The organism is Paenibacillus sp. Paensp111, assembly GCF_059492195.1.
The window spans coordinates 2,853,522-2,880,114 of record NZ_CP168527.1; the positions used below are offsets into that span (position 1 = coordinate 2,853,522).

At 47.9% G+C, this 26,593-nt stretch carries 24 protein-coding genes; all 24 read right to left on the minus strand.

What is annotated here, in order from left to right; genetic code table 11:
- Positions 1-3 precede the first annotated feature (3 nt).
- Complete coding sequence (yfmF, locus tag ACEN86_RS13265; protein WP_495631096.1) at positions 4-1,284, minus strand: EF-P 5-aminopentanol modification-associated protein YfmF; 1,281 nt, start codon at positions 1,282-1,284, stop codon at positions 4-6.
- A gap of 149 nt (positions 1,285-1,433) precedes the next feature.
- Positions 1,434-2,303, minus strand: coding sequence for a spore cortex-lytic enzyme (gene sleB, locus ACEN86_RS13270; protein ID WP_495631097.1), 870 nt, complete (start codon positions 2,301-2,303; stop codon positions 1,434-1,436).
- 143 nt (positions 2,304-2,446) lie between these two features.
- Positions 2,447-5,053 (minus strand): FtsK/SpoIIIE family DNA translocase, encoded by a 2,607-nt coding sequence (locus tag ACEN86_RS13275; RefSeq protein WP_495631098.1) that lies wholly within the window; start codon positions 5,051-5,053, stop codon positions 2,447-2,449.
- 66 nt (positions 5,054-5,119) lie between these two features.
- The gene (locus ACEN86_RS13280) at positions 5,120-5,350 is read right to left on the minus strand and encodes a YlzJ-like family protein (RefSeq protein WP_495631099.1); all 231 of its coding nucleotides are present in this window, start codon (positions 5,348-5,350) and stop codon (positions 5,120-5,122) included.
- Complete coding sequence (locus ACEN86_RS13285; RefSeq protein WP_495631100.1) at positions 5,347-6,111, minus strand: ClpP family protease; 765 nt, start codon at positions 6,109-6,111, stop codon at positions 5,347-5,349. Before ACEN86_RS13285 ends, ACEN86_RS13280 begins: the two co-directional genes overlap by 4 nt.
- A 190-nt stretch (positions 6,112-6,301) precedes the next feature.
- Positions 6,302-7,981 (minus strand): ribonuclease J, encoded by a 1,680-nt coding sequence (locus ACEN86_RS13290; RefSeq protein ID WP_495631101.1) that lies wholly within the window; start codon positions 7,979-7,981, stop codon positions 6,302-6,304.
- A 296-nt stretch (positions 7,982-8,277) separates the two neighbouring features.
- Complete coding sequence (gene dapA / locus ACEN86_RS13295) at positions 8,278-9,141, minus strand: 4-hydroxy-tetrahydrodipicolinate synthase (protein ID WP_495631102.1); 864 nt, start codon at positions 9,139-9,141, stop codon at positions 8,278-8,280.
- Positions 9,142-9,200: 59 nt separating this feature from the next.
- Positions 9,201-10,418 carry an aspartate kinase gene (gene dapG, locus ACEN86_RS13300; protein WP_495631103.1) on the minus strand — a complete coding sequence of 406 codons (1,218 nt, stop codon included), beginning with the start codon at positions 10,416-10,418 and terminating at the stop codon, positions 9,201-9,203.
- Positions 10,419-10,493: 75 nt separating this feature from the next.
- The gene (locus tag ACEN86_RS13305) at positions 10,494-11,534 is read right to left on the minus strand and encodes an aspartate-semialdehyde dehydrogenase (RefSeq protein ID WP_495631104.1); all 1,041 of its coding nucleotides are present in this window, start codon (positions 11,532-11,534) and stop codon (positions 10,494-10,496) included.
- A 62-nt stretch (positions 11,535-11,596) separates the two neighbouring features.
- The gene (locus ACEN86_RS13310; RefSeq protein WP_495631105.1) at positions 11,597-12,193 is read right to left on the minus strand and encodes a dipicolinate synthase subunit B; all 597 of its coding nucleotides are present in this window, start codon (positions 12,191-12,193) and stop codon (positions 11,597-11,599) included.
- A complete protein-coding gene (gene dpsA / locus ACEN86_RS13315; protein ID WP_495631106.1) occupies positions 12,190-13,089 on the minus strand; it encodes a dipicolinate synthase subunit DpsA in 900 nt (299 codons plus the stop codon). The genes ACEN86_RS13310 and dpsA overlap by 4 nt, the downstream gene beginning before the upstream one ends.
- 139 nt (positions 13,090-13,228) lie before the next feature.
- A complete protein-coding gene (dut, locus tag ACEN86_RS13320; RefSeq protein ID WP_495631107.1) occupies positions 13,229-13,681 on the minus strand; it encodes a dUTP diphosphatase in 453 nt (150 codons plus the stop codon).
- Positions 13,653-14,918, minus strand: a complete 1,266-nt coding sequence (locus ACEN86_RS13325; RefSeq protein WP_495631108.1) for a M16 family metallopeptidase — start codon at positions 14,916-14,918, stop codon at positions 13,653-13,655. The genes dut and ACEN86_RS13325 overlap by 29 nt, the downstream gene beginning before the upstream one ends.
- 101 nt (positions 14,919-15,019) lie before the next feature.
- Entirely contained in the window at positions 15,020-16,024 is a 1,005-nt protein-coding gene (locus ACEN86_RS13330) for a polysaccharide deacetylase family protein (protein WP_495631109.1), read from the minus strand.
- A gap of 165 nt (positions 16,025-16,189) precedes the next feature.
- A complete protein-coding gene (pnp, locus tag ACEN86_RS13335) occupies positions 16,190-18,286 on the minus strand; it encodes a polyribonucleotide nucleotidyltransferase (protein WP_495631110.1) in 2,097 nt (698 codons plus the stop codon).
- A gap of 242 nt (positions 18,287-18,528) precedes the next feature.
- Positions 18,529-18,798, minus strand: a complete 270-nt coding sequence (gene rpsO / locus ACEN86_RS13340) for a 30S ribosomal protein S15 (protein WP_127199705.1) — start codon at positions 18,796-18,798, stop codon at positions 18,529-18,531.
- 156 nt (positions 18,799-18,954) lie between these two features.
- On the minus strand, positions 18,955-19,905 hold the full coding sequence (locus ACEN86_RS13345; protein ID WP_495631111.1) for a bifunctional riboflavin kinase/FAD synthetase: 951 nt from the start codon (positions 19,903-19,905) through the stop codon (positions 18,955-18,957).
- Between the two features lie 42 nt (positions 19,906-19,947).
- Positions 19,948-20,868 (minus strand): tRNA pseudouridine(55) synthase TruB, encoded by a 921-nt coding sequence (gene truB / locus ACEN86_RS13350; RefSeq protein ID WP_495631112.1) that lies wholly within the window; start codon positions 20,866-20,868, stop codon positions 19,948-19,950.
- A complete protein-coding gene (locus ACEN86_RS13355; protein WP_495631113.1) occupies positions 20,865-21,842 on the minus strand; it encodes a DHH family phosphoesterase in 978 nt (325 codons plus the stop codon). Before ACEN86_RS13355 ends, truB begins: the two co-directional genes overlap by 4 nt.
- Positions 21,843-21,855: 13 nt before the next feature.
- Positions 21,856-22,206, minus strand: coding sequence for a 30S ribosome-binding factor RbfA (rbfA, locus tag ACEN86_RS13360; protein WP_495631114.1), 351 nt, complete (start codon positions 22,204-22,206; stop codon positions 21,856-21,858).
- A 16-nt stretch (positions 22,207-22,222) separates the two neighbouring features.
- Positions 22,223-24,811, minus strand: coding sequence for a translation initiation factor IF-2 (infB, locus tag ACEN86_RS13365; RefSeq protein WP_495631115.1), 2,589 nt, complete (start codon positions 24,809-24,811; stop codon positions 22,223-22,225).
- Positions 24,804-25,127 (minus strand): L7Ae/L30e/S12e/Gadd45 family ribosomal protein, encoded by a 324-nt coding sequence (locus ACEN86_RS13370; RefSeq protein ID WP_495631116.1) that lies wholly within the window; start codon positions 25,125-25,127, stop codon positions 24,804-24,806. Before ACEN86_RS13370 ends, infB begins: the two co-directional genes overlap by 8 nt.
- The gene (gene rnpM, locus ACEN86_RS13375) at positions 25,120-25,434 is read right to left on the minus strand and encodes an RNase P modulator RnpM (protein WP_495631117.1); all 315 of its coding nucleotides are present in this window, start codon (positions 25,432-25,434) and stop codon (positions 25,120-25,122) included. Before rnpM ends, ACEN86_RS13370 begins: the two co-directional genes overlap by 8 nt.
- A gap of 21 nt (positions 25,435-25,455) precedes the next feature.
- Positions 25,456-26,553 (minus strand): transcription termination factor NusA, encoded by a 1,098-nt coding sequence (gene nusA / locus ACEN86_RS13380; protein WP_495631118.1) that lies wholly within the window; start codon positions 26,551-26,553, stop codon positions 25,456-25,458.
- Positions 26,554-26,593 lie beyond the last annotated feature (40 nt).

The window sequence follows — 26,593 nt, forward strand, 5'->3', positions numbered from 1 at the left end:
CGGTTATTCCCCCTTCTCGCCTTTCAAAAAGTAAACGGTATCTAGATGGAACGTCTGAGCAGCATCCGTTACCTCCTTGGAAGTAATCTGTTCTACCTGCTCAAGAAGCTCTTCCGCTGTTCGTTCCTTACCTGAAATAACCCGGTTGAAATCGTAGGCGATCATCTCAAATGCGGAGTCCTGCATCTCAACTACGTGGTTGCGGATCATAGCCTTCGTCTGACTTAGCTCCAGGTCACTGATCTCACCTTGGCGCATAGCCTCAAGCTGATTCTTGATGATCTCAAGCGCCTTCTCATAGTTGGCGATCTCAATTCCAGACTGAATGGTTGCCATCCCTTTGTGGCCGTCATACCTTGAAGATGCGTAGTAAGCCAGGCTTTCTTTCTCCCGTACATTAATAAACAGCTTGGAATGCGGGTAACTCCCCAGAATTCCGTTATATACCAATGCGGAAGCATACTCATCACTGCCATAAGTAATTGATGTACGTAGCCCCAAGTTGAGCTTGCCTTGATTCACATTGAGACTTTCCTCAACCGTACGTACATCCCCGGTGTTAAAGTTAACATTGGTTCCTGCATACTGCTTCGCCTGCGGACGTTCGATCTTGAAGCTCTTCTCCACCAGACGGATAACCTCATCTAGAGTGGTGTCTCCCACCACATACAAATCCAGACTCACTTCACGCAGCCAGCTTGTGTAAGCCTCATATAGACCCTCAGGTGTGATCCCGCTGAGTTCAGCACGGCTGCCAAGCGGATGAAGACGGTAAGGATCATTCCGGAACATCTCCTCAAGGCATCGTTCAGCTGCATAGCGGATTTTATCATTGATTATGGATTCCAGCTTTTTGCGGACTGTTTCTTTTTCTGCTGCGACATAGGAAGCCCGGAAGCTCCCATTCTCGGTTACAGGCTGGGTAAGCACCTCTCCCAGAAAAGAAAAGGATTGCTCCAATAGTGATTCTTCGCTGTTCACGAAAGAGTCATTAATGGTATCCATCCGCAGCTGGACGATTTGATAATCGCCTCTTTTATAAATATCAAAGCCAAACCCCGCACCATACAAATGCTCAAGCTGTTCTCTGAACTTGGTGGTTTCCGGATAGGAAACGGTACCTCTGCGCAGTACGAACGGGATTAATCCCGTTGTGGCAACCGTCTCTTCTTGCAGAGGAAGTCCGGCATATACAGAAATCGCGAAAGTCTTAAACCTCTTGGTCGGCATTACGTGAATTCGGATATTGTTTACGCTTCCGCGTTCAAACAAAGACTTGTTCAAGGACAAAACCCCTTTACGAGAGACTAGTGTGAGCATGTTCAATCTAATCTTTTGCCTAATTCAGCCAAATTTAAGTCCATTCTATACCATTCCAAAGTAAAGAAGCAACCGGGGGACCCCTGAGTTGCTTCTTCTATCAAGCTTCACTTTTACATACAGAAGATGTGCTTCCCAATGGTCTTAACCTGCGGTCTTGTCCAGATCCATTTCGATGTCGCCGTCTCTGGATTGAAGTAGTAGAGGCAGCCCCCTGACGGATCCATGCCGTTCAATGCCTCTCTGACAGCCTTTTTGGAGGACTCATTCGGCTCCAGCCAGATCTGGCCGTCGGCTACAGCAGTGAATGCTCCGGGCTGAAAGATAACACCCGAGACCGTTTTGGGGAAGCTTGGTGATTTAACACGGTTCAAAATGACTGCGGCCACTGCGACCTGTCCCTCGAACGGCTCTCCTCTTGACTCCCCGTTCACCGCATTGGCCATAATCTTGAGGTCGTTCTCGGAAAGCCCAAGCGGATTTGATGCTGCTAGTTCTCCCGAGTTGTTGTCAGTCTTGGTATTCTCGGCTGTAGGAGTCTTGCCCGTAGTTTTCCCCGGCTCAGCAGCAGCACCCGCTCCTGAATTCTGGTCAGGGTTCGGGTTATAAGAAGAAGCCTTCGGCTGCCAGTCCTTGGTGGCATTGTACAGTCTTAACTTCGTCTGAGCACCCGCCAGACCGTCTGGTGTCATCCCGAACTCAGACTGGAACCATTTCAAAGACTTCTTGGTGCTCTCTCCGAAATGACTGTCAAGCTTTCCGTGATAGTATCCAAGATAAGCCAGTCTTCCTTGAAGCTCGTATACATCCTGTCCGAATGATCCAAGCTTAATGACCTGAGAACTAAATACGGGTATCGCATTATCGTGACTCTCTTGTGTGGCTGGCGTGATAGTTGTCTTACGCAGCTGGAATGTGCCAAGCAGTGTACAGACCAATAATAAGACCAATCCGGCAGCCAACCAGATTTTCTTGTTGTTCATACGTCAAGCCCTGCCTTTCTCTTGTGTGGTAAGATGGTAACTTTAGTATGACAACCCCTGCCTCTTCCTATGCACCTTATAAAAAGACAAATCAAAAAGAACCCCGCATTCAAACTGCGGGGTTCCTTCGTATAAGCTTCCTATTATGAGCTTACTCTATTCTGTCTATACTGCTCCACCGAGGTAAGCACCTCTCTTGGCTTACTCCCTTCATAAGGGCCCACTATTCCTCGGGCTTCCATAGAGTCAATCAGACGGGCTGCCCGGGTGTAACCCACTCTCATGCGGCGCTGAAGCAGGGATACTGAGGCCTGCTTGGCTTCGAGGACAATCTGGACAGCCTGATCGTACAGCTCGTCCAGCTGTTCCTCGGGCTCCCCCACCGTATCATCGATTTCAGGGATTAGGGTTTCATCATATTCGGCCTGGGCCTGTCCGCGTACATAATCCACGATGGATTCCACTTCCTGGTCACTCATGAATGCTCCCTGCACCCGCACAGGCTTGGAAGCGCCCATTGGCATGAAGAGCATATCCCCCCGGCCAAGAAGCTTCTCGGCTCCAGCCATATCCAGAATCGTGCGGGAGTCGACTTGCGAAGACACGCCAAAAGCGATGCGTGATGGGATGTTAGCCTTGATAACCCCAGTTATGACATCCACCGACGGACGCTGAGTCGCAATAATAAGATGGATTCCTGCTGCCCGTGCCATTTGGGCAAGACGAGCAATCGCATCCTCCACATCATTGGCCGCAACCATCATCAAATCCGCAAGCTCATCCACAATGACTACGATGTAAGGTAGAATGGCCGCTGGATTCTCTTTCATCATGTTATTATAGCCTTCCACATTACGCGCACCGGATTTGGAGAACATCTCATAACGCTTCTCCATCTCAACGACAATTTTCTTCAGAGCGAGCGATGCCCTTCTAGGGTCTGTCACAACGGGAGCAAGCAAATGCGGAATACCATTATACATATTAAGCTCAACCATCTTAGGATCGACCATCAGAAACTTAACTTCGTCCGGCTTCGCCTTATAAAGGATGCTTGTAATAATCCCGTTAATACAGACGGATTTACCTGAACCTGTCGCTCCGGCTACCAGCAAATGGGGCATCTTCGCCAAGTTACCCACAATAGTCTGACCGGAAATATCTCTGCCGAAGGCAATAGACAGCTTGGATTCGGCTTCCTGAAAGGTCGGAGTCTCCATGACTTCACGCATCGTGACAACAGAAACTTCACTATTCGGCACCTCGATCCCGATGGCTGACTTACCTGGGATAGGGGCCTCCATCCGGATATCCTTGGCTGCGAGCGCAAGGGCGATATCATCCGTAAGGTTCACGATCCGGCTAACCTTAACGCCTATATCAGGCTGAATCTCATACCTGGTAACGGCTGGTCCACGCACAACCTCCAGCACTTTAGCACGGACCCCAAAGCTCTCGAGTGTTGCCTCCAGCTTTCGGGCGGTCTGCATGTAATCCGCCTGATCGCCTGCTTTAGCTCCACTGCTTCCCTTCGATAATAATTTAAACGATGGGAGCCTATAAGGTTTGGGCGCAGGCTTAGGAGGAAGTACCGGCAGACTGCCCGTTAGCTCATCTGAACCAAATTCAGATTCTCCTGTAGCCGGGGTCCCTTTGCTTGGGTCATCTGCTGGAACATCAACCGAATCGAGTGAACTCGGTGAGACATAGGAGACAGATGACTCTTCCTCCGGATGCAGTCCAGACTCATCCTTCTCATCATAGGTTCGGTCCTCCCGCTGAATCTGGTCAAAGAAATCACGAATGATCAGACTAGGTTCATTCTTTTGCGGCTCTACATCGGTATCCGTATGTAATTCAACATCATTCCAATTCACATCTGAGGATTCATACTCATGTTCCTCTTCGGAAGGTACAGCTGGCGCAGCCTGCTCGTTCTTGTCTTTGAATCCAAGCAGCTGGAAGAAGACAGGCTTCGTGCGGGCTTTATCCGGAGCTGGCAGAGCCTCTTCGACATCCTCATCCTCATAGTCATCAGCTTCTGGAATAGATTTAATCTTAATACCTTTAGTCTTAGCGCCGCTCTTTCCCTCTGCAGCTGCTGGAGAAGGGCGAAGCAGTCGATACTTTCGGCTTAACTGAACAGCCAATTTTCCTGTACGGTTCTTAAGAATGCTAAATAGTTCCACGTAAGATAGATTGGTTATTAGCATGAAGCTGATGGCGAACATCACCAGCATCATAAGCTTGGCACCCGTAATACCGAACAAAACATAAAAAAGAATGAATTCGAGCGCACCTACATAGCCGCCACTGATATCCAAATTGAACATGGAAGCTACACCGGTTGTACCCACCTTAGTCAGTGCGAACTGCAAATCATGATGAATCTGCAGCAATACATTTCTTGGGGTAAGCGGCAGCACAGGAGCAAGCTTATACTGCATGGCGGATATGGTGCTCATGAGTGCAAAAGCACATACGACCATGACGATACCGGTTCTTCTGGAGCTCCACTTGGATGGCCATTTACGATGAATCATAACGGTTAATCCAACATATATTCCCGTAAGGGGAATAACAAAGTAAAACTTGCCGAGAATCATGGCGGACATCTTGAATAAAGCGTGTCCAACAGCGGCTTCTCCCGCAAGAGCAATTATCGATAATGTGATCAGGATGATCCCATAAATTTCGTACTTAAGCACATTGCCTAATGTGGCTTTTTTCTTCTTTCGCTTTCCGGCCAATAGGACCACCCCCAGAAGAATATTATAACATATTCCAAGGGGGCAACCTATAGGATAACCGGTCGCTTAACGTCGATTTTGAAGAGATGGCAGATAAATAATCTCCTGACCGGGTGCATAGCTTGGATTCAAATAGTCCTCGAGCTCTCCCCTCAGCATCCGGACTATGGTTGCCCTATTATCCTGCCCGAGCCGAATTTGAAGGAGTACTCCATCTACTTCCACCTCACCGTAGACCTCCTCCGTATCCGAACCGGCCCAGATTAACTCCCAGGGAAGGATGGTATAGTGGGTCATTGAGTCAGGCCTCCTGTCTGAATCCCTTTTCTCTCGCTAATCAGTCGATTCAAATAAGTTAGTGCCTCTCCAATCCCACCCAGACCATCTATGAGGCCGTAATTCACCGCATCTGCTCCGCCAACAGCCGTTCCTATATCCCTGTTCAGATCTCCCGTCTTGAACATCAGCTCTTTAAATAACTCGGATGAGATTCTGGAATGGGAAGTAACAAAGCGGACTACCCTCTCCTGCATCTTCTCAATATATTCGAAAGTCTGGGGAACACCGATGACGAGGCCCGTCATACGGATAGGATGTATGGTCATCGTGGCACTCTCGGCAATAAAAGAATAATCGGAGGATACCGCAATAGGCACACCAATGCTATGACCTCCGCCGATTACCACAGTTACAGTCGGCTTAGTAAGAGAAGCGATCATTTCGGCTATAGCCAGACCCGCTTCAACATCTCCGCCGACTGTATTCAGAATAATTAGAATTCCCTCAATTTGCTTATTCTGCTCCGCAGCGACCAGTTGGGGAATTAAATGTTCATACTTCGTAGTTTTGTTCTGAGGCGGAAGAACCATGTGCCCTTCGATCTGTCCTATGATGGTCAGGCAGTAAAGGTTAGATACTTCTGCCGCCGGAACGGAAGTTTGACCTAGCTGCTGAATATACTCTACTACCGGAGGCTTTTTCTCAGCGGGGGCTTCAGGTGGCGGCAATTCTGAATGGAAATTTGTACATCCAGGCGAATACTGCGATTTATTCATCATGTTCATCCTTCCACTATACGCTTATTCTGCAAATTGCGCGGGTACCTGGTTAGTATGCCGTGAACCTTTACCGCGCTATGCATAATCTATATAGTGCCTCAGGATATAGAAATGCCCCCTCTCCTGCCAAGAACCGTCCAATTCCGGCAGGAGAGGGGGCGACTGTGTGCCCAAATTATATAAGCTGTTGTTAGACTTCCATAATAATTGGAAGGATCATTGGTCTGCGGCGAGTCTGCTCATATAAGAAGCGTCCAAGCGCATCCTTAACGTTAGTCTTCAAGGAAGCCCATTCATTTACATTCTCGCTCATTAACCGAACCAGAGTGCTCGTAACAATGCGGTTAGCTTCTTCAAGAAGCCCTTCCGATTCCCTTACGTATACAAATCCGCGGGAAATAATGTCCGGACCCGATACAATTGTACCATCCTGCTTGCTGAGGGTTACCACAACTACCAGAATACCATCCTGGGAAAGCAGCTTGCGGTCGCGCAGTACGATATTACCTACGTCCCCTACACCAAGTCCATCAATGAGGACATTACCGGCAGGAACCTTACCCGCCTTGCGTGCCACGCCATTCTGGATCTCAATGGTATCTCCGATCTCAATCAGGAAGATATCTTCTGGCTGAATGCCTACGGATTCACCCAACAAGGCATGCTTGCGAAGCATACGGTACTCACCATGAATCGGAATGAAGTATTTCGGCTTCATCAAGTTCAGCATCAGCTTCAATTCTTCCTGGCTTCCGTGACCGGATACGTGTACACCAGAGTTAGAACCACTATATATGACTTCCGCACCAAGACGGAACAATTCGTCAATCGTACGTCCCACATATTTCTCATTACCCGGTACTGGCGTAGCTGCAATAATTACAGTATCGCCCGGTAAAATATCCACCTTGCGGTGTGTAGAACGCGCCATACGCGTAAGCGCAGACATGGGCTCGCCTTGGCTGCCTGTAGATAGAATAACTACACGGTCGCTGGCCATTTTGTTCACTTCTTCCGGCTCGATCAGTATACCATCCGGTACATCCAAATAGCCGAGCTCTGAGGCAATAGACACCACATTGACCATACTGCGGCCAATTACTGTGACTTTGCGACCTGTTGCGAAGGCAGCATCGAATACCTGCTGGATCCGATGTACGTTAGAAGCAAATGTAGCAACTACTACACGCTGCTGGGCTTTACGGAATATATCTCCAAGCACTACACCGACATTTTTCTCAGATGGAGTGAACCCTGGCTTCTCAGCGTTCGTACTATCCGACAGCAGGGCAAGAACGCCTCTCTGTCCAATTTCAGCCATACGCTGCAGATCTGCAAATTGACCATTGACTGGAGTATGATCAAACTTGAAGTCACCCGTATGCACTACGTTGCCTTCCGGGGTTTCGATGCAGACGCCGACAGAATCAGGAATACTGTGGTTCGTCTTGAAGAATGTCGCTTTCAATGATGTTCCAAGCTGGATTTCGGAATCCGCATTAATCAGAATGCGCTTCGTATCACCAAGCAAATTGGCTTCCTTCAGCTTGTTCTCCACCAGACCCAGAGTCAATTTAGTTCCATAGACAGGGACATTAAGATGTCTCAAAACATACGGCAGTCCGCCAATATGGTCTTCGTGCCCGTGAGTCAGGACAATGCCTCTTACTTTATCACGGTTCTCCGTTAAGTAAGTAATATCAGGGATAACAATGTCGATACCCAGCATGTCCTCTTCCGGGAATTTAAGACCGGAGTCAATGACAACGATGTCATTGCCATACTGAATTACGTACATGTTCTTCCCGATTTCTGCGACGCCGCCCAGTGCAAAGATCGTTAGTTTATCAATGTTATTTTTTTTGGACAAGTGAATCTAACCCTCCTAAATGTATTGGACGTCGTTATCATTTCGATTATACGGAGTGAACTAACACACACCATAAGGTCATTCTTTAGCCAACCCGTATATAGTAAAATTTCAAAAATATACCGCACCCAGTCACTTGACCTCATTATACATGATCAATTTGGCAAAAAACAAGTCAATCACTGATCACCCGATGTAGTTACCTTGCACCACAATGAAAAAACCAATGCCTAAAGTAGCACATCGGTTTTTAGCAGATCAGCCTATATTTAACTTTTACCCTAATGAAACGGCATTTAATTGAACAATCTCCGAATCGAAGCGGCTTCTTCCTCAGAAGGCGGAACAAGCGGAAGACGAACAGATCCAACCTGAACTCCACGCTCATTAAGCGCAAATTTGACCGCTACCGGATTCGGGCACTGGAACAGTCCTTTGAAGATAGGCAGCAGCTGCTGGTGAAGCTTGGCTGCCTCAGCCACACGGCCTTCCAGATGAGCCTGAATCATTTGTTTCATTGATTCACCGACAAAATGACTCGCTACACTTACGATGCCATGAGCACCTACTGCAAGTGCAGGCAGTGCTGCTGAATCATCCCCGGAGTAGACCGTGAAGCCTTCCGGTGCCTGACTTGCAACCTCTGCAATTTGATCAAGCGCTGCGCATTCCTTGATTGAGGTGATATTTGGAATCTGGGCAAGACGTAGAATCGTATCCGTATTCATACTGATCACGGTGCGTCCGGGAACGTTATACAGCATCACGGGAAGCTTGGTTGAATTCGCAATTGCTTCGAAATGACGGTACAAACCTTCCTGGCTCGGCTTATTGTAATAAGGAACAACAACAAGTACGCCATCAACACCGAGCTTCTCTGCTTCTGCAGTCAGATGGATGGAATGAGCTGTATTGTTGCTGCCGGTCCCGGCGATAATTTTGCAGCGGCCTGAAGCATGCTTGACGGCAAAATCGAACAATTGAAGCTTCTCCTCATCACTAAGAGTAGGAGATTCTCCTGTAGTTCCGCATACTGCCAAAGCATCTGATTTTTGTTCATCAATAAGGTAATCGATAAGCTTACCTGTCAGGTCCCAATCGATATTTCCCTGCTCGTCGAACGGGGTAACCATGGCTGTTATTAATCTTCCGAATTCCACCTTGACTCCTCCTTAAAGTATGATTAGGCCGATCTGATTCTATAACCAAAGGTACATGTTCACCGATGCAGTTCAAATTTGGTATGCAGGGCCCGAAGCGCCTGAACCATATCCTCTTTGTTCACAAGCACCCATATCGTTGTATTTGAATCTGCGGATTGCAGAATTTGGATATTATGTTCACTGAGTGCTTCCACAATTCTGGCCATGATACCCGGTACTCCATTAATCCCTCCGCCAATTACAGATACTTTGGCGCATCCATTCAGGATCTGCGGTTCGAAACCGAGTTCATCAAGCACAGCTGCTGCCTTGACACTGTCGCTGTCGAAGACCGTATAAACGACTCCAGCAGGGGTTACATTAATAAAATCCACACTGATTGCATTCTCAGCCATAGCTTTAAAGACTTCAAGCTGCAGCTGATGACCCTTGCCGGCCGAATGCACCGTAATCTGGGTAACATTGCTCACATAGGCAATCCCGGTTACAAAACGATCCACAATGCCTGTCTGAACGTCTTGGAACCCTTCCGGATTAGCCACCAGCGTCCCTACATTATCCGAGAAGGTGGAACGGACCCGAACCGGAACACTTGACTGCATAGCAATCTCAACCGCTCTTGGGTGGATCACCTTGGCTCCTTGATGAGCCATATTGCAAATCTCTGCATAACTAACATAGGATAACGGTCTTGCATCCTCTACAATGCGCGGATCCGCGGTTAGTATGCCATTTACGTCCGTGTAGATATCTACAATTTCAGCATGTAAAGCTGCTCCCAGCGCTGTTGCTGAAGTATCGCTTCCGCCCCTGCCTAAAGTTGTAAAATCACCGTTCAGACTTTGCCCTTGAAATCCGGTCACAATCACAACGTCTTTCGTATCAAGCTCGTCAAGCACCCTTGCCGGCACAACGTCGAGAATTCGGGCATTCCCGAACTGCTCATCCGTTCTGAACCCAGCCTGAGCTCCGGTTAAGACAACGGACGATATCGACTCCTGCTCAAGCAGACCGCACAGCGTTGTAGCCGAAATGATTTCGCCGCAGATCATCAGCATATCCTTCTCACGTGCGGGAAGCACTCCGCCTTGAATGGCAGCCCAATCTAGCAGCGTGTCCGTTGCATATGGATCACCTTTTCTTCCCATTGCTGATACTACTACAACCAGCCGGTACCCTGCCGCAAGCTCTCTGCGGATATGACGAACGACATGTTCCCTTGCTTCAGGCGTAGCAAGAGATGTGCCGCCAAATTTCTGCACCATGATGCGCATTGCAATTCCTCCAGTATGTTGTCAAAAGAAGACATACGCCACCTTCCTGGTTAGAAAGGAGCGTATGACTAGGAGTTACTTCGATTTGTTAGCAGCGATAATCTCGGCAATTTGTACCGCATTCCATGCGGCACCTTTGAGGAGGTTATCCGATACAATCCATAAATTCAAGCCGCGTTCATTCGTTAAGTCACGACGAAGACGTCCAACAAACACATCATTCTTGCCAGCCGCATCTGTTGCGAGCGGGTACTGTTGATTAGCTGGATCGTCTACAAGAGTAATTCCGGGCGCATCAGACAGCAAGCTGCGGATATCATCCAAGTTGTAATCTTCTTTCAATTCGACGTACACAGATTCCGAATGACCATAGACAACCGGAATACGGACACAGGTTGCAGTAACCAGAACCGATTCATCATCCAGAATTTTCTTCGTTTCACGAATCATTTTCATTTCTTCAAGGGTATAACCATTGTCTTGGAATTTATCGATTTGCGGAATCGCATTAAAGGCAATTTGGTGTTTGACCGGCAATGAGCCTACAGGAAGAATATCAGGATTTGAATCGTTGCCTTCCAATACTTCCTTCGTCTGGCGTTTCATTTCATCAATTGCGCGGGCACCTGCACCAGATACGGCCTGATAGGTCGATACAATAATTCGGGAAATTCCATAGCGGTCATACAGAGGCTTTAGAGCTGCAACCATCTGAATGGTAGAGCAATTCGGGTTGGCGATAACGCCTTGATGCTCATTAATCTTGGATTCATTGACTTCAGGAACCACAAGTGGTGTATTCGGATCCATACGGAACGCGTTGGTATTATCAATACATACAGCTCCATGACGTACAGCATGAGGAGCAAGCTCCTTACTTACATCTCCACCTGCACTGAACAAAGCGATATCAATACCTTCAAAACTGTCCGGGCCAGCTTCTTCAACGGTAATTTCCTGTCCCTTAAAAGTAACGCGGGTTCCTGCAGAACGGGCCGAAGATAAGAGCTTCAGCTTATCGATCGGGAAATCTCTCTTCTCCAATAATCCGATAATTTGTTCTCCTACAGCTCCCGTCGCTCCTACTACCGCGACATTCAATTTCGTTTTACTCATCTGGCTCGTCTCCCCTTCTCTAATCGGTACTATATATAATAAGTTATTATTACTATGGTTAGTTAAGCTTGCTGAGCATGTTCAATAATCACGGGCTGAATCTGCTGTCCTTGCAATGCCGCGTAGCAAGTCTCCGGTATAAGATCCATACGGGAAACTAATGAATTTGGCTTGCCAGTAGGATTATCCTGCCCGAATGGAACGAAATAAATATTCTTCGCCACTACCAGCTTGGCGATGTTGGCCAGATTGAAGCCAAGTCCATCGTTGGTAGAGATGGCAATGACGACCGGTCTCCCCGTACGAAGCTGGGCTTTAGCTGCCATAAGCACAGGACTGTCTGTCATCGCATTTGCGAGCTTGCTTGTGGTATTTCCCGTACAAGGTGCAATGGCCAGCACGTTCAACCGCTTGGAAGGACCGAGCGGCTCAGCTTCAACAATTGTAGAAATGATATCATTACCTGTAATATCTTTCAACTGTTTCTGCCAATCCTCAGATTTGCCAAAACGAGTGTCTGTCGTTAATACCGTCTGTGAAATAATCGGTACAACTTCTGCTCCTCCATCCACAAACCGCTGGATTTGGGGCATCACTTCAGCAAATGTACAATGCGAACCTGTTATCGCATACCCCACAGTAATTCCTTTCCAGTTCACTGAACATCCCCCCGTATCTTCTGTTCCAATATCGACTGACAAATACAATTTGCCATAATAATTCCAGCCGTTTTGGGAGCGACGATACCGGGTAAGCCAGGTGCTAATAGCGCCTTAACGCCTCTCTTCTCCGCATAACGGAAATCTGTTCCGCCTGGAGCAGAGGCAAGGTCGATAATAACGGCCTGACGGGGCATTTTTGCGATGATTTGCGCTGTGACTATCATAGTCGGAATTGTATTAAAAATCAAGTCAATATCGGCGGCCTGATCGGCCAAATCCGTTGTCATAAAAGGCTTCCAGCCCATTTCAGCAGCACGGGCGAAGTGGTCTTTACGCCTAACTCCCGCCTTCACCGCAGCTCCAAGTGCCTGTAGATTTCTGGCCAATGTGAATCCGGTCCGGCCAAGACCAAGTACTACACAAGTTGAACCGTGAATGGTGATATCCGTATTCTGAATGGCCATCATCAAAGCACCTTCAGCTGTAGGAATTGAATTGTAAATGGCGACATCATCACGTTCCAGAAGCTCCAAGAGTTCAAGCTTATATTTTGCAGTCATTCTCCTTACGAAGTCTTTGGCCATTCCTGTGTAAATGAGGACATCCTTGGGTAACGATGCAAAATGCTCTTCCAGTAGGATAATCGGCTCTGAGGAGAACTGTACCGGCACTGACCCTTTCTCATCACTGGCCACTACCGGCAGCACTAGCACATCAGCAGAAGCCAGAAGCTCTGTCGTCAGCTTTTCCGATGACACTCCAGCGGCAGGAGGCTCCTCAAGTTGATCGAAGCCGACAATCCTTACGTTCGCATCAAGCTCAGCACATTTGCGAATGACCTCAACCTGGCGTGCGTCTCCGCCAAGGAAGACAATCGTTATTCCCGTAAGCATTGCAGGAGATCACTCCTTTCCTAACAGCACATATAGGGCATCTTATGCGTCTGCCCCTGAAGAGGTGAAAGCCTCCAAGGCGAAAAAATAAAAAAAGCCTGCACGCTTCGTCAATACGAAGAATGCAGGCTTAATTAATTTATCTGCCAGTATGACCAAACCCGCCTGAACCGCGGACGGTATCGCTAAGCTTATCGACCTGCTCCAGCTGTACTTCAGGAACCTCCTGAAATACCATCTGGGCAATCCGTTCGTTACGTGTGATGGTGAACGGCTCATTTCCTAGATTGATTAAGAGGACCTTGATCTCTCCGCGGTAATCCGCATCAATCGTACCTGGGGTATTCAAGCAGGTTATCCCATGCTTGAAGGCCAGTCCGCTTCGCGGCCTGATCTGCGCCTCGAGCGCGGCTGGCATTGCAATGGCAAAGCCTGTAGGGACGAGTACACGTGCGCCCGGCTCCATAATCAATTCATTCTCGACCGCTGCATACAAATCAAACCCGGATGCCAGCTCCGACATTTTCCTAGGAAGCTCGATATCCTCATTTCCCGGAAGTCTGTTAATTTGAACCAGATACGACAAGTTCATCTCTCCTTAATCCATTGATCACTTTGTCCGATGAACCCACCATGGCCAGAGAGAATGGGCGCTCAAACATAGTATTAAGCACGTACCGGATATCTTCCATTTGTACGGCTTCAATTCGTTCAATCATCTGATCAAGCGTATAATGCTTACCCAGCATAAGCTCATTCTTACCAAGCCGGTTCATGCGGCTTCCTGTACTTTCAAGACTGAGAATGAGACTGCCCTTAAGCTGTTCCTTCCCTTTCCTGAGCTCACTTTCGCTAAGCCCCTTAACGGCTGTCTCATGAAGAATTTCCTGAGTCAGCTCCAGCACGTCCTTGGTCTGCTTGGGAGCTGTCCCCGCATATACCGTAAATAGTCCGCTGTCCGCATGTGAGCTATGGTAGGAATAGACCGAATAGGCAAGTCCTCTCTTTTCACGGATTTCCTGAAACAGTCTGGAGCTCATCCCTCCGCCTAACGCATTGTTGAGCAGTACCATGGCGTACTGGCGTTCATCGTCAATAGGCAGTCCTTGAAAGGACAGGCAAATATGATTTTGTTCCGTCTTCTTGCGGCGGTATCTCAGTCCTCCTAGAAAATCAGGCACCTCTAAGAGACTTTCGCTGCCTTCGTTACCGAATTCCCCAAAATACCGCTCCAGCAGCTCCAGTATACTGTCATCAATATTGCCGGCAACACTGATCACAGTATTCTGAATCGTATATTTCTCATTCATATACTTTCTGAGATGATCCGGGCCCATTCCCTGCAGCTTCTCTTCCGTTCCCAAAATCGGGTAAGCCAAGGGATGGCCGCCGTATGCCGCTTCAGTGACCAGGTCATGCACCATGTCATCGGGCGTATCCTCGTACATGGAGATTTCCTCAAAGATCACATTCTTTTCTTTAGCTAATTCATTCTCATCCATTAAAGAACGGAAGAACATATCGGCAAGAACATCTACCGCAATGGGGAGATGCTCATCAAGCACCTTCGCATAATAACAGGTATATTCCTTGGATGTAAAAGCATTTACATTCCCGCCAATGGCATCGAACTGTTCTGCAATATCCTTGGCGTTATAGCGCTCCGTTCCCTTAAACAGCATATGTTCAATGAAATGAGAGATCCCGTTGATCCCCAGACTCTCATTGCGGGAGCCTGTCTTAACCCAAATGCCAAATGAGACGGATCGGCAAGTAGGTATCTTCTCTAAAACCACCCGAAGGCCGTTTTTCAGCTGCGTTCTCCTCACTAAAGGCCCTCCTAAGCTTCCATGCCAATTATCTACACGGTGAATGATCAAGATCAATAAATGCACCATTATCCTATCAAAAAGAGCCAATTTCCTCAACTCTATGACTTCGGAATCCGGCTTGGGGAGAGCGTCTCTTCCACTGTACCGAGCCTTAGGCCCTTCCGCTGTACTGCATCAATCATCCCTTTGAGTGCCTCCTTGGAGGCCTTTGTAGGGTGCATCAGGATGAGAGATCCGGCTTCCACACGCTTGCTGATCTTGGCCACAACGCTCGCTGGAGAGGGATTCATCCAGTCTACGGTATCCAGTGTCCATAGGACCGTGCGGAGACCCTGCCCAGCGGCAATCTCCACAGTCTTCTGATTGAAGTCGCCTGAAGGAGGCGCGAACCACTTATTCTCGACTCCCAGCGATTCTTTGAGCAGGTCTTTCGTCTTGCTAATTTCAAGAATGGCTCTGCTGTCACTCAATTGACTCATATTGGGATGAGAGTATGCATGGTTCTCGATCTGGTGGCCTCTCTTCTGAATTTCCTTGGCAAGCTCCGGATTCTTCTTAAGCCAGCTTCCATCCAGGAAAAAGGTTGCCTTTACTTTTGCCGCATCCAGTGTATCCAGCATGGGAATGATGTACTCATTGCCCCACGCAACATTGATCATGAAAGAAACCATCTTTTTATTCGGATTCCCCCGGTAAATCGGTAAGGCTCCCAACTGGTCAAGATCTACTTTGGCAGGCAGTTCACGGTAGACAAAAGGGATCTCATCGGCTTTCCAATTCGCGGATTCCGTCCCCTTCTTCAAAGCCAGCGCACGCTGATAAGTCTGATCTACATCCACTTCAAGCCCATTATAGCCAGGAATCGCCTTCCATACCCGATCATTAATCGCGTTAATAGGCTCCACTTTTCGCTTAACTGCCTCTTCTTTGATCATCTGAAGCAGTGCATTCTCTTCCGCACTGCTGCCGAACAGCTCAAAGGCATACTGATCCACAGCAGCCTGTCCACGAGACTCGACAAATGCCCTTACTCCGCTCAGCTGACCAACCAAAAGCATTGCACTGATAGTAACCACAATTATTGTTAGCTTTCTCCGATTCATCTCCAGGACTCATCCTTCCAAAGCCGTTTTGTCCTCATCATATGTCTATATGTACAGGTTTATGCACTTGGGGAGATGATCTATGGACAGCATAAAAAAAGAGCCAGAATAAATCACTCTGCCTCTTTTTTTCATTCCCAATGTAACGGGTATGCTGCTCAGATATTACTTGGCTGTCTCTGCTGTTAACACAGCTTTACGGGACAGGTTCACACGACCCTGCTGATCAATTTCTGTGACCTTCACAGTAATCACATCGCCGATTGCGAGAACGTCCTCCACTTTGGCTACGCGCTCTGTGGAGACTTGTGAAATATGAACAAGGCCGTCTTTGCCCGGAAGAATTTCAACAAAAGCACCGAACTTCTCAATCCGTTTCACGGTACCTGTATAAATCTCGCCTACAACCACTTCTTTAACGATACCTTCAATAATGGAACGAGCTTTGTCGTTCATCTCCTGGTTCGAAGAAGCGATAAATACGCGTCCATCCTGCTCGATATCGATCTTCACACCGGTCTCTTCAATGATCTTGTTGATGATCTTGCCGCCGGCCCCAATCACATCACGGATCTTGTCCGGATTAATGTTCATAGTCAGGATCTTAGGCGCATACTGGGATAAAGTTTCTTTAGGCTTCTGGATGACTTCCATCATCTTGGAGAGGATGAACATCCGGCCTTCTTTGGCTTGTCCAAGCGCATCCTGAAGAATGGCACGATCAATACCATCAATCTTGATATCCATCTGAATGGCGGTTACCCCTTCAGCTGTACCTGCAACCTTAAAGTCCATATCACCGAGGTGATCTTCCATACCTTGAATATCGGTCAAGATGGATACGTGCTCTCCGTCTTTGATCAGACCCATAGCCACACCTGCAACAGGCGCTTTGATTGGGACACCGGCATCCATCATTGCAAGCGTACTAGCGCAAATACTTGCCTGTGATGTTGAACCGTTTGATTCCAAAACTTCGGATACAAGGCGAATTGTATACGGGAAATCCACTTCAGACGGAATTACTTTCATTAGAGCTCTCTCGCCTAGGGCTCCGTGACCAATCTCACGGCGGCCAGGTGCACGAAGCGGACGGGCTTCACCCACACTGAACGGAGGGAAGTTGTAATGATGCATGAATCGCTTGGACTCTTCGAGGTCAATGCCATCCAGAATCTGTACATCGCCAAGAGCACCCAGTGTACAAATACTAAGCGCTTGAGTCTGACCACGTGTGAACAGACCGGAGCCGTGCGTACGCGGCAGCAGGTTAATGTCACATTCAATTGGACGGATCTCATCGAGCTTACGACCGTCAGGACGCACTTTGTCATGCGTAATCAGACGACGCACTTCTTCTTTGACGATATCATGCAGCACTTCTTTAACATCCTTTAAGAGCTCCAGCGATTCTATGTACTTTTGCTCAAAAAAGGCCACAGTCTCATCATTAATCGCATCAATGGCATCTTGACGAGCGTGCTTCTCAACAATTTTAACAGCTTCAACAAGACGTTCGGCTGCATATTCACGAACTTCCTTGTTCACCGTGGCATCAACCGCATGGAGCTTCACTTCCATCTTCGGCTTGCCGGCAATTTGAACAAGCTCTTCGATTGTATCTACAATCTTCTTGATCTCGTCATGTCCGAACATAATAGCTTCAAGCATAACTTCTTCCGGCACTTCATTGGCTTCTGCTTCTACCATCATGATTGCATCTCTTGTACCTGCCACCACGAGATAGAGGTCGCTTGCTTCCTGCTGAGCGATATCCGGATTAATGACGAATTCCCCGTTCACACGTCCAACGGCTACACCACCGATAGGACCGCTAAATGGAACATCCGAAATACTAAGCGCTGCAGATGTACCAATCATAGCTGCAATTTCAGGCTCACAATCCTGATCCACGCTCATCACATAATTAACAATTTGAACATCGTTACGGAAGCCTTCCGGGAACAATGGACGAATCGGGCGGTCAGTCAGACGACTTGCAAGAATAGCCTTCTCACTAGGACGACCTTCACGTTTGATAAATCCGCCTGGAATTTTTCCTACCGCATACAGCTTCTCCTCATAGTTAACGGTCAATGGGAAAAAGTCCAAATCTTTAGGTTGTGTAGATGCGGTTACCGTACAGAGAACCACCGTATCACCATAACGAACAGTAACTGCAGCGTTTGCCTGCTTCGCAAGTCTTCCTGTTTCGAGGATCAGGGTCCTTCCTCCGAGCTGCATTTTTACATGGTTTTCCATGAAATCCCTCCTTGTCTTCATCTAAAAAATAATGTTCGGTATCTATCTCATTATCTCCTGCTTGTCCCATATTCATAATAATACAGTGACAAATGCTCCGCCTTGTACCTAACAGCCTTACACTCAGGAGCTGATTTGGCAAAAAAAGCCCTATCGTAAAAAGCAACCCGGCAGCCACCGTTCGCTTTGATCAAGCGCATCCGGCGGCAACCAGGCTGCTTTGGGTGTTGAACAAGATTAAATTAACGACGCAGGCCGAGTTTTTCAATCAGCGCGCTGTAACGTTGAACGTCTTTGTTCTTCAAGTAAGCAAGAAGCTTACGACGTTGTCCTACCATCTTCAAAAGACCACGACGTGAATGGTGATCTTTCTTGTGGGAACGGAAATGGTTCGTCAAATTGACGATGTTCTCCGTAAGGATAGCAATTTGCACCTCAGGTGATCCAGTATCGGATTCATGAGTTTTGTGCTCGTCGATCAATTGTTGCTTACGTTCTTGAGTCAATGCCATCCTGATTCACCTCCTTCATTATAATCGCCATCAGCCTCGTTGCCGCCGGTGAGAACGAACAACCAAGCTAAGGTTGTAGCTACACGCGTGAACAGGTTCTCGCGAATAACGTTAATTAGTATAGCATATCTGATCTACAAAAGTAAACTTTTTACTTCATGAATCCAAACTTATCAGCAGACTCCGAGCCGTATCCGCATCTTTGGAGATCTGGGTAATTAACTCGTCAATGGATTGAAACTTCCGTTCTTCCCGGATATAGCTTATAAGTTCCACTCGCAGACCTTGGCCATAGAGGTCACCGTCGAAATCAAAAACGTGCACCTCGAACCACGGCTTGCTTACTCCACTATGAAAAGTTGGCTTTACACCGATATTCATTACACCGTGCAGTTCATTTCCGCTGTGCTTCACTTTGACTGCGTAGACTCCATTCTTCGGCAGTACATATGGCTCTGTAAGCTCAACATTTGCTGTAGGGTAGCCAATGGTTCGGCCCCGTTTCTCTCCATGGATCACCGTACCAGATAACGTATAAGGCCGGCCAAGCCACTCATTTGCAAGAACAATTTCGCCTTGCTGGAGGAACTTGCGGATGCCGGAGCTGCTAACCTTCTCTTCCTGAATGACAAAGGGAGGTACAGTATACGTCTCAAAGTAACCATGACCAAGAGACTTCAACAAGTGTGCATCGCCTTCTCCCCTATGGCCGAACCTGAAGTCAAATCCCACAATCGCAGTGTGAATTTGAAGTGGAAGCAGCATTTCGGATACAAATTGCTCTGGACTGATGCGTGAAAAGTCCTCATTAAACTCAACGACATATAAGAAATCAACACCCGCCGAGCGCAGAAGCTCCTCTTTCTCCAGGGTTGGTGTTAAGTACCCTTCATAATCACCCTTCTTCATGACTTCCTTCGGATGAGGATAAAAGGTCATGACGGAAGTAGGGACTTTATGAGCAGCTCCTTCCAGCATCGCAGCCTGAATCACACTCATATGTCCCAGATGCAGACCGTCAAATTGACCAAGAGCCAGGATCTGCGGTTTGGCGAAACGTTCGATAATTTCTTTGCTTAAAGGATAGGATATGTGTACGGTTTCCAAATCTCTCACCTGCAATTTCCGCTAAAATACTATTACGGCAGCTTATTCTTCCGGCAAGAACACTTTGATGGCAGCAATGGCTCCTGACTCCGGTTCCCGGTGAAAAATACCAAGAAATTTCTCATCCGGGCCATACAAACGAATAGGAGCATCACTCTCAACCTGAGGCTGCACAGCCATTCCCGAAAGCCGCTGCCCTTGAAGAGCAGCCTTTACTTTCTCGGGAATCACCTGATGTGCAGCAAGATGAGAGATGGCTTGATCAACCGGAATCAAATATTGATTCAAGGTCCCATTCTGGACACAAGCTTCGACCTCTTCAAAAGTCAGGCAGCGAGCCAAAGGAATTCCTGCAGACATCGTCCGCTTGAGTTCCGACATACAAGCCGGGACACCGAGCGCCCTGCCTATATCCACACACAGTGTACGAATATAGGTGCCTTTGGAGCAAAGAGCCCGAAATGAAATAGTCGGGTTAGGCCCCTCTGGATCGAATGACGTTAGTTCCAACTGATGGATGGTAACCTCACGAGCTTTACGTTCTACGGTCTTCCCCTCACGGGCTAATTCATATAGGCGTTTGCCGTCCTGCTTCAAAGCAGAGAACATGGGAGGAACCTGTGAGATCTTACCCACGAACTGTTCAAGAACTTGAAGAACCTGTTCTTTATTAACTTCAATATGATCGACACGCTCAGTAATAGAACCGGTCATATCTTCCGTATCTGTAGCAATTCCAAGAACGATAGTAGCTTCGTACTCCTTGGGCATTTCCTGCATATACTCGACCACCCGGGTTGCCCGCCCAAGACAAAGCGGAAGCACACCTGTCACTTGCGGATCAAGTGTACCTGTGTGTCCGATCCGTTTCATTCTCAGCATACCACGGGCTTTAGCCACCACATCATGGGAAGTAAAACCCGCCGGCTTGTGAATCGGAAGAATTCCTTCATAACCACTCATAGCTGCTCTTTCACCCGTTCTACAACCTGCTTAATAATCTGCTCCAAATCCCCTTCAATTCGCGCTCCGGCAGCCCGAACGTGTCCGCCGCCCCCAAAGCTTTGGGCAACTGCGGCAACGTCCACTTTACCAGCAGAACGCAAGCTGACTTTCACTGCATTGTCATTAATGACTTTGAACAGCATACCAACCTCAACACCCTGAATATTACGTGGGTAGTTGACAATTCCCTCCAGATCCTCGTTAGCAGCTCCGGTCTCGCTCATATCCTCCGGAGTGATACTAACCCAGCCAATGGTACCATCCTCACTTAGCTGTAGCTTATTCAGCGCTTTGGTCAGGACCCGAAGCTGTGGATAGGTCATTTGTTCAAGCAGGAGTTCAGACAAGCCCGGACCATCCACGCCGTACTGCAGAAGCTTGGAAGCGGCTGCCATCACTTTAGGAGTTGTGTTGGAATAACGAAATCCTCCGGTATCCGTCAGCAGTCCTGTATACAAGGCCGTGGCAACATCTTCTGTCAGTTCAATATCCATAAATTCGATCAAATCAAACAGAATTTCTGCAGTTGCCGCAGCTGTAGGATGTATAAGATTAACGCTTCCATAGGCATCGTTCGTAGGATGATGATCAATATTCAAGATAAGTGCATTCTCCGCAAAAATCTTCTGAGTCTGTCCAACCCGCTGGAAATCAGCGCAATCCACACAAATCACATGCTTGTATGTAGTACTAAGGGGCTGCTCCGACAAGTCGACAATTTGGTCTGCATGCCATAAATAAGACATTCTGCGCGGAATTGGCCCTTCATTCACCATTGTGTAATTCTTACCCAGACATGAGAGAAGCCAGCCCACCGCTAGGGTGGAACTGACTGCGTCTCCGTCCGGCTGTACATGCGATACTACCAAGAAGTCATTATGCTCCGTAAGAAATGCCTGAGCATCCCGAAGCTCCCGTTCATTGGTCTGCATTGCCGTCTCCTTCTTATTTGTCTTCGTGAGAAATCTCTCCTAGCAGCTTCTCGATATGGCTACCATAAGCAATCGATTCATCAATTTTGAAGATAAGTTCAGGGGTGTGCCGAAGCATAACCCGCTTGCCGAGCTCTGACCGGAGGAAGCCTTTGGCTTTCTCCAGGCCTTTGAGTGAATTCTCCTTCTGTTCGGCATCTCCCAGAACACTGAGATATACTTTAGCTTGGGACAAATCACTTGTTACATCAACGCCTGTCACGGTTATGAATCCAATTCGCGGATCTTTCATTTCCGTTTGGATCAGAACGCTGAGTTCCTTTTTTATCTGTTCGCCTACGCGACCTGTACGGTTCTTAGCCATGCCCTACACCTCACAATTACTTGCGTTCTACAGTCTCCATAATAAAGGCTTCAATAACGTCGCCTTCCTTGAGGTCATTGTATCCTTCAACGGTAATCCCGCATTCATAGCCTTGCGCTACTTCCTTGGCATCGTCCTTGAAACGTTTCAAGGAATCGATCTTGCCTTCAAATACGACAATACCTTCACGGATCAAGCGGATCTCAGCGGAGCGCGTAATCTTCCCGTCTGTAACCATACATCCGGCAATGGTTCCGACTTTACTGATTTTGAACGTATTACGAACTTCAGCATGACCGATAACACTTTCTTTGTAGATCGGATCAAGCATCCCTTTCATAGCCTGTTCAATCTCTTCAATCGCATTATAAATGATACGGTGAAGACGAATATCCACTTTCTCTTCATCAGCTACCGCCTTCGCACGCGGCTCTGGGCGGACGTTAAAGCCGATCACGATCGCATTCGAGGCTGCTGCAAGGATAATATCCGACTCAGTGATGGCACCAGCGCTGCTGTGAAGGATCTTAACACGCACACCTTCAACTTCAATCTTCTGGAGAGAGCCTTTAAGTGCTTCCACAGAACCTTGAACGTCACCTTTGATGATCACATTGAGGTCTTTAATTTCTCCATCCTTGATATGCTTGAACAGATCATCCAGCGTAACACGGGTGTTGGAGCCCATCTCGGATTGACGCTGAGTAATCGAACGCTTGTCAGCAATGGAACGAGCTTTGCGTTCATCTTCAAATACCATAAGCGGATCGCCGGCTTGAGGCACTTCGGTCAAACCTGTAATTTCAACCGGGGTTGACGGTCCTGCTTCTTTCAGACGGCGTCCCTTATCATTAACCATGGCACGGACACGGCCGAAGCAGTTACCCGCTACAAAAGCATCACCGACTTTGAGGGTACCATGCTGCACGAGTACACGAGCCACGGGTCCGCGTCCTTTATCCAGCTCAGCTTCAATAACGGTTCCGCGAGCACGTTTGTCCGGGTTAGCCTTATATTCATTAACCTCGGCGACCAGAAGAATCATTTCAAGCAATCCTTCAAGACCAATTCTCTGTTTGGCGGACACATTGACAAAGATGGTGTCTCCGCCCCACTCTTCAGGAACAAGCTCATAATTTGTCAATTCTTGTTTTACTCTATCCGGATCTGCGTCAGGCTTATCAATCTTGTTCACTGCAACGATAATCGGAACACCTGCTGCTTTGGCATGGCTGATCGCCTCAACCGTCTGCGGCATAACTCCGTCATCTGCGGCAACCACAATAATGGTAATATCCGTTACCTGTGCACCGCGGGCACGCATGGTTGTAAACGCTTCGTGGCCCGGAGTATCGAGGAACGTGATTTTCTTGTGGTTAATCTCAACCTGATATGCACCGATATGCTGGGTAATCCCGCCAGCCTCGCCACCAGTGACATTTGTCGAACGGATGGCATCCAGCAGCGTAGTTTTACCGTGGTCAACGTGACCCATAATTGTGACGACAGGAGGACGTTCCTTCAGATCTGCCTCATCGTCCGTTTCCTCCAGTGTTTCGAAGCGGTCGTCTTCAACATGGATCTTAATTTCAACTTCAACGCCATAATCTCCAGCCAGGAGTTGAATCGTATCCAGATCAAGCTCTTGGTTAATCGTTGCCATAACACCCAGGGTGATCAGCTTCTTAATAACTTCTGAAGCATCCTTATGAAGCAGCTTCGCTGTCTCGCCTACCGTCATTTCACCGCGAACGATGATTTTCTTAGGTGTATTGTCGATTTTCTCACGACGTTCTTGAGGCTGAGCATTTCTGCCCCGATTATTCTTCCCTCCACGGTTATTCTTATAACCGCCTGGCTTGTTATCATCAAACCGCTTCTGTCCCGGTCTGCCATTGTTGTTGTTATTGCCATTTCTCTTCTGACCTTGCCCTTGTCCTTGACCGCCGCGATTGGAAGAGTAATTGTCGCTTCCTGAAGAAGCGGTTCTAGCCTGCGGCTGTGAACTGCGGTTCTGTTGATTCTGGGGACGCGGCGTGCTGGAAGCATGCTGTCCTCCGCCTTGGGGACGTCCATTGCTAGTAGAAGTATTGCTGCGGCTTCCATTATTTTGACCGGAACGGCCTTGACTTTGCTGGCTTCCGCCAGCGGACTGGTTACTGCGAGTCTGTGTCGCCTGACTACTATTCGATTGATTTTGGGGTTTATTATTATTCATGCGTACCTGCTTTTCCAGTTGATTTTTGTTTGAATCCTGATTAGATTGCGGTGCAGCTTGCTCGGATCTTGTGTGATCCGCACGCTGTCCATTCTGTTCTTGAACTTGGCTCTTCGGTTTGTGGTCTCCTCCTGCGGAGACCGGTGCCGGCGATTTAGCATGTGCATCCTTGGAATCGGGAACATCCCTTTTGGCTGCGGCATTACTCTTGATATCTTTGAAGAATTTCTCCACACGAGATACTGCATCGTTCTCCATTACGCTCATGTGGTTATTAACAGGGATATCTAGACGTTTAAGAATGGTAATGATTTCTTTGCTGCTCATATTAAGCGATTTTGCATATTCGTATACTCTGAGCTTATCCTTGTTATCTTGTTTACTCAATATACTCCACCTCCGACAAATTACTCACTGTTCTTCGAATCATCGCTGCGAAACCCTGATCCGTCAAAGCCAGCACAATCCTTTCCGGTTTGCCTATGCTTGTACCCAGCTGCTCCCGTTTAAATCCGATTATCAAAGGGACTTTATACGTCCCGCATTTGTCGCGGAATTTCTTCTGTGTGTTCGGGGAAGCATCCCCTGCAAGAATGACTAGTTTAGCTTCGGATGAACGAATGGCCTTTAATACAATCTCGTCTCCGGTGACAATTTTCCCGGCCCGCATGGCCAATCCGAGCTGGGAGTACGCCTTATTCATCGTCATCACTTTCCTGATTAGCCATTGCAGTAAATTCATCTTCGACCGCAATGAAATCTCGGGCAAGCTGTTCATAAATTTCAGGCTTAACTGTCGTCTTTAATGCCCGGTCAAGCGCCCGGTTCTTATGTGCCAGCTTGAAGCAGGACACTTGCCCGCACAGATAAGCGCCCCGTCCTGATTTTTTTCCGGATAAATCAATCAGAACTTCGTCTTCGGGTGTTCTTACTACACGGATCAACTGCTTCTTCGGCATCATCTGCTGGCAGGCGACGCATTTACGAAGCGGTATTTTTCTCGGCTTCATTGGTATGTCCCCGCCTTTGCATTAATCTATAGAAATCGAATCCTGCGGAAGTTCTTCCGCCGAAGTTCTTGGTCTTCCATATTCTTGTTCCGCTTGGCTCTCGCTCTTGATATCAATCTTCCAACCAGTCAGCTTGGCAGCAAGACGAGCATTCTGCCCCTTAATCCCGATAGCCAGGGAAAGCTGGTAATCCGGAACAATAACACGTGCCATTTTCTCACTCTCAAATACTTCCACTTCAAGTACCTTAGAAGGACTCAGTGCATTAGCGACGTATTCCTGTACCTCATCCGAGTAACGGACAATGTCGATCTTCTCGCCGCGAAGCTCGTTCACAATGGTCTGTACGCGCAGCCCCTTTGGACCCACACAGGAACCAACCGGATCTACTTCCGGATTGCGGGAATAGACAGCGATCTTGGAACGGAAGCCGGCTTCACGAGCCACCGAACGAATCTCTACTACCCCGTCAAATATCTCAGGTACCTCAAGCTCGAACAACCGCTTTAGCAGTCCAGGATGTGTGCGAGAGAGAAGAATTTGCGGCCCTTTGGTCGTATTCTCCACTTTAGTGATGAAAGCTTTGATGCGATCACCGTGCTTGAATTTCTCATTTGGCATGAGCTCATTAAGCGGAAGATGGGCTTCTACTTTGCCAAGGTCCACATAAATATTGCGGGCATCCTGACGCTGTACAATCCCGGTCACGATATCTTCTTCTTTGTCGACAAAAGCATTATAGATCAAGCCCCGCTCCGCCTCGCGGATACGCTGGGTCACAACCTGCTTCGCTGTTTGGGCTGCAATACGTCCGAAATCACGCGGAGTGACTTCAATCTCAGCTATATCGTCCAGCTGGAAGTGAGGGTTAATCTCACGTGCAGCAGGTAGCGAGATTTCGGTGCGCAGATCCAGTACTTCTTCCACAATAAGCTTGCGGGCGAATACTTTGATGGCCCCGGTGTGACGGTTCATGTCCACACGCACATTTTGCGCAGTATTAAAGTTGCGTTTGTAACTGGAGATTAAAGCAGCTTCAATCGCTTCAAACAAAATATCTTTACTGATTCCTTTTTCTCTTTCCAATTCATTCATAGCTTCGATAAAATCCATACTCATTTGCTTCAAGCTCCCCCTTTCATAATTCACCGTTCTTGTT